7 protein-coding genes are annotated in these 4,687 nt (G+C 50.1%); all 7 read right to left on the bottom strand.

Annotation, left to right across the window (positions count from 1 at the left end; genetic code table 11):
• Positions 1-232 precede the first annotated feature (232 nt).
• Positions 233-643: a hypothetical protein gene (locus PHV74_15015; GenBank protein ID MDD5095666.1), complete on the bottom strand. Its 411-nt coding sequence runs from the start codon at positions 641-643 to the stop codon at positions 233-235.
• 24 nt (positions 644-667) lie between these two features.
• Positions 668-823 (bottom strand): hypothetical protein, encoded by a 156-nt coding sequence (locus PHV74_15010; GenBank protein ID MDD5095665.1) that lies wholly within the window; start codon positions 821-823, stop codon positions 668-670.
• Positions 820-1,068, bottom strand: coding sequence for a hypothetical protein (locus tag PHV74_15005; protein ID MDD5095664.1), 249 nt, complete (start codon positions 1,066-1,068; stop codon positions 820-822). The genes PHV74_15010 and PHV74_15005 overlap by 4 nt, the downstream gene beginning before the upstream one ends.
• A complete protein-coding gene (locus PHV74_15000) occupies positions 1,068-1,226 on the bottom strand; it encodes a hypothetical protein (protein ID MDD5095663.1) in 159 nt (52 codons plus the stop codon). The genes PHV74_15005 and PHV74_15000 overlap by 1 nt, the downstream gene beginning before the upstream one ends.
• A gap of 1 nt (position 1,227) precedes the next feature.
• Positions 1,228-3,315, bottom strand: coding sequence for a hypothetical protein (locus PHV74_14995; GenBank protein MDD5095662.1), 2,088 nt, complete (start codon positions 3,313-3,315; stop codon positions 1,228-1,230).
• A 33-nt stretch (positions 3,316-3,348) separates the two neighbouring features.
• Positions 3,349-3,897 (bottom strand): hypothetical protein, encoded by a 549-nt coding sequence (locus tag PHV74_14990; protein ID MDD5095661.1) that lies wholly within the window; start codon positions 3,895-3,897, stop codon positions 3,349-3,351.
• 76 nt (positions 3,898-3,973) lie between these two features.
• Positions 3,974-4,588 carry a hypothetical protein gene (locus tag PHV74_14985; GenBank protein ID MDD5095660.1) on the bottom strand — a complete coding sequence of 205 codons (615 nt, stop codon included), beginning with the start codon at positions 4,586-4,588 and terminating at the stop codon, positions 3,974-3,976.
• Between the last annotated feature and the right edge of the window lie 99 nt (positions 4,589-4,687).

Below are 4,687 nucleotides of genomic sequence, written 5' to 3'. Positions count from 1 at the left end.
GGGCAGGATGCCTGTTCCCATGAGACAGAAGCCGCAAACCTTGGGTCGAACCTGAACGGATGGGGGAAGCCCGGGCCTATCGCTTCGAACATGTCTGCGCGAAGGGGCAGGGCCAGCCTTGAGGGGTCGAACCTACCTATGTCCGCCCGGCATATCTCACAACGGAGTATCCCCATGGTCGGGGGGACCGGGATTCGCATGAAGCCTACTTGGGCGATTTGGGGTTGAAGGCTCACAGTCCGATCCTCGCAATCAGATAATTGATCCTTACCGTCAGTCGCTCCACCCTACGGCATGACTCCCGAAGGTCTTCAGCTACAGGAGGAATGACTTGGTCTATTTCTCCTCCACCTGTCAGGGCCTGATTGGCCGCCTCCGGGAAAGTGACCATCTTAGTCTTCTCGTAAAGTCGCTCGACCGCCTCCTCAGCCGTGCTGATATCAATCCTCATCCGGTCCATCTGTTCGAGCACTACCGGACCATAAGGCTGTTCCTGAATAGGTTTTGACTTCCCAAGACGGGCATCCATCGACTGGGCGCACATGGCCTGCCCCCCCAGGACTTCCCCTGTGGTTTGGGGTAGCATGACCTTTGCCATCACTTGAACCAATTCTTGAAACAACTTCTGTCTCTCTTCAAGCATAAAACCTCCTCACTGAAAAATGGTTTACTCTTTCTTCTCCTTCAACTCCACGGTTGGATACTCGAATTTCTTGTCACAGAGCTTACAGTCCTCGTTGGCGCAACGCACATGGTCGCTATCACGCCACATGTGAAACCCACATTCGGGGCAAAAAACGACGGCTGCGATTCTTGCCTTCATAAATCCTCCCCCTTCTCCACCTTGTTCTGATTGATCGATCGATACCGGTCCTCTGTCTCCTTCAACAGTTCGTCCTCGACATACCCGGATTCCTCTTCGAAAGAATAGGGCTCCTTGGACTGAGCGTACTTCGGCTCCTTGGGCTCAGATACACCAGAGGTCTGCCGTCCCATCCTGAAGCCCACACAGACGGATAGGATGGTCCAGAGGCAGAGAAGAATTTCATTCGTGTACTCAGGGAACATCACATCATCCTCTCGGTACCAGGAATATCCTGGGTGGGAGTATTTCCGTTGCCGGTGTATCCCGCCATAGTCCCCCGCTGTTGTCCGCCCATGCCGTCAAAAGTACGCCTGCAGTCAGTAGGGTCCAAAACACGATAAGTTCTAGAAGCTCTCTCCATATCATCTCCTCATCCCCAAACTCACACTCTCCGGCCTCTGCGAATACTCCCCATACTCCTCATCCGGCTCATCATCGGGATCACTGAAACCATCGTTTGACCTTGCCGATTCCCGGTAACGAGCGAGTGAGTCATCCCCAAAGTCTCGCTCAAATGGATCGACATCGCGCCTGGACATGCGGTCAATACGCTTATCCTGTGGGGACCTCTGATCTGGCAACTGATCAAGCTGTTGCCAATGAGACATGTGGTCATACTTAATCGCATCGCAGTTACCGCACCACATGGCTATTCCATTTCTTCTCACGACAACCACACGATTCTTTGTTGTTACGCAATATACCCGGTCGTTAAAATCGATATGCTTTATCTGAGATTTCTTGATTTGTGCCAGTACCGATGTCTCACCGTTACCACCCTGCCCATGACGCCCTCGCTGTATAGTGATGTGATACATCTTCCGGCTGGTCATCGGTTTTCCAGTTGAAGGAGAGATGCTTTGTCTACTTGGTTCAGAAGTAATCCTTGAAACATATCCAGCCTTGAAACATATCTCTTGAAAATCGTCGGCCAGCCGAGGGGATACTGTGTTGTATCGCCACATTCTACCGCTATCAGTTCCATCCCCCTTGATCATCCAATGAATAAGGATTTTCAACTGTCTTTGAGATGCCTGTTTTAGCCATGTAGGGATATATTTCTTCTCAGCCGTACCGATCTCTTTAATTAGGTTCCAATGAAAAGTATTATATGTGAACCGCGTTACGCCCTTCTTGTCTGTTCTAGTGGAGTGTTGTCCCGCCTTCTCCAACATATCTAGTGTTTCTTTATCAGCATTCTTTTGGTCAACATGAGCATACTTGGACCCTCGGTAGTTCTGGCTTTTACAACCTTCGGCCAACCAAAAACCAAACCATGCAATCAGTTCGTCCGAAAAATCTATTTCATCATGTCCGCGCTGAGCGCACTTTGGAACCCACATGACTTCATGGAGTTCCCTAGCCTCTAGCCTCTTAAATTGTGGCCGCTTCTTTCTAATGACGGACACTTGATCTGCAACCCACATCCTATGGTTGGGCGTAACGCAGAAATTGAGGTTGGCGCTTTCATGGAGGTACATTTCCCCTTCATACGGGTACGAGACAAGTTCAATGGGTTCCTCGTACTCTATTTTCCCCTTTTCGCCCCACGTTAAAACCTGCTCATGACCATGTATGTCAGCAAAGAGTTTCCACCCGTCCTTAGTTAGGATCTCCGTGTCTCCTGAAAAGCAAGCATGGTTCGCCTTGTCAACGATCTCATCTTTCTCATTGTGAGTTTCTGAAGCCGAAGCCGAATGCTCCGCAAACCTCAGCCCTTGGAGCTCCTTCCAAAGCCATGTGCAATTTCGGGTAATTCTCCAAATAGGCTGTTTCGGGTTTGACCACATACGGGATGACACCATCTCGTACCATGCCATATCCGAGCCCTTGCCTTTGGTAGCCGGGGTCATCACGATCCCCTGCTCTTCCAGGAGATACGCCACCGACCTGAGCCCGTATTTGGTCTCCTGGTTCTTGTTCCAAAGAGAGGAGTCGGCTGTGATCACCACGTTATGATCCTGCATGTGCTTCCAGAAGGGGTTGGACTTAATCGCATTGGCAAGAATCAAATAGCCCTTGCGCTTCCTGAATTCCTCATCGCCCTCTTGCTTCGTCTTGGGGGCCTGGTAGTATTCCCAAAACGTGGTCGGGTTGCCGGTCTTCCGGTCCCACCCGGTAAGTTCGAACGCTGAAGGGTTCCGTGTGCCGTAATCAAGCCCTGCCGTAACCTGCCAGTGGACCGGCACCTTTGACACCGGCTCACATAAAATTACATCCTGGTATTCGAGCAGGTAGGGAAAGAGGAGTTGGCCGGCGAACGCATCAAAGTCAATCTCCATCTCCCTGCGCCACCTGGGATCATTCAGTCCGCCAGGATACCCTACGAGTTCGCGCTGAAGCCATTCCGCGCCTTCCGGAGTGCTCGGATCCTTCGATGGATCAGCCGAATAGTGCAGCCTGAATACATGCACTCCATCATGAGTGGTTGTCTGATGAATACCCTTCATCTTACTTCTTCCTTATCGTGTCGTAGGTCTGGCTCATAACCTAGCTATCCATGGTTCTAGCCTTAAGCTAGGTTGAAATGGCTTATCTGTCTTATCTGATTTGCTTTTGTTGTTAGTGGCCCATAGTGGCTGAAGGTTTGACAACGCCCATGCCTTCTTGAAATCAGGATGTTCGACATCGTTAAATTGAAACACCGCCAATGGAATAATGTGGTCTATATGCCATTCGCCATAATTCTCCCACTTCATTCCATCCAAAAACATACCTTCAAGGTGAGACCGTAATTCATCTAATGAATACCCCACCAAAGATTCCCACGATCTACCACTTACCCCATTCTTTAAGAATTTATGAATCCGGGCTGCCATGCTTGCGGTTATTCTGTTTCTTGAATCTTTCCAGTACCATTTCTTGTAGTTGGCCCTGAATTTATCCTTGTTATTTTGATAATATTCCTTCGCCCAAAGAATCGCGGATTCTTTATGGGCCTCGTAGTAGGCTTTTCTCCTGGCGGTTTCCCTCACCCTATTCGCAGCGAGATATGCTCGTCTTTTTTCTTTTTTTAAGATCGCCAATTCCATTTTTGTCCCTGCTAATTTGAACTAACTTCGCTATATTGACTTAAATACGGTGACTCTGTTCATTATTTGGAACATATCATGCCGCCACCATCCCAAAGAACCCAGGATTCGCACTCGATACCGCAGCCAGCTTTCCTCCCTGCTTGCAGATCGGGAGCATGGCCGTGTATGCGTCAGCGAATTCGGGTTGGAATGCCGCCTCATCGGAGAATACAAACGAAGGGACCTTGGAACGCACCATATCCCCGCCTTGAGGTATTGCCTGGATGATAGAGCCATTCGGGAAAAGCAACCGGGAAGGGGCCGAACTTGGTTCAGGGCTGTCCTGTAACCAATCGGGTAGGTGAGACTCGATGAACGAAATTCTGGCCGTATCCCAGTTCTTGCTCTTCCCGCCGTTGAATACAAGTGCTGCAGCATCGGTTTCATTCTTCGACTGCGCGTAGATCAGCCGATGGGTAAACCGCTTTGCCAGCCACAATGAGAATATGCACATGATCCATGTCATCTTGAGTTGACGGGATTTCGGGAAGAAATTGATATCGTAATCAAGAAGAGCCTGAAAAACATGAGGCACATACGGCAGCCACCATGGGAAGCGCTTAACAGGGTTGAGGGCATCGTGCTCGTCTTTGGTGGAGACCCACTTGCTGAACGCGTAGGGGCTGGATAGCGCATGGCTTCTCATCATTCTGAATTTCAATATATTGACCTGAAAATCACCCACGCTCAATCCCCAGGAGGAGAGGGCTCAGGGCACCCCGCCGCAAGGTGCCCCAAGCCTCGGTGA

The organism is Dehalococcoidia bacterium (genome assembly GCA_028711995.1).
Lineage (GTDB): Bacteria > Chloroflexota > Dehalococcoidia > SZUA-161 > SpSt-899 > JAQTRE01.
This window is presented reverse-complemented; position numbering and strand designations above follow the sequence as displayed.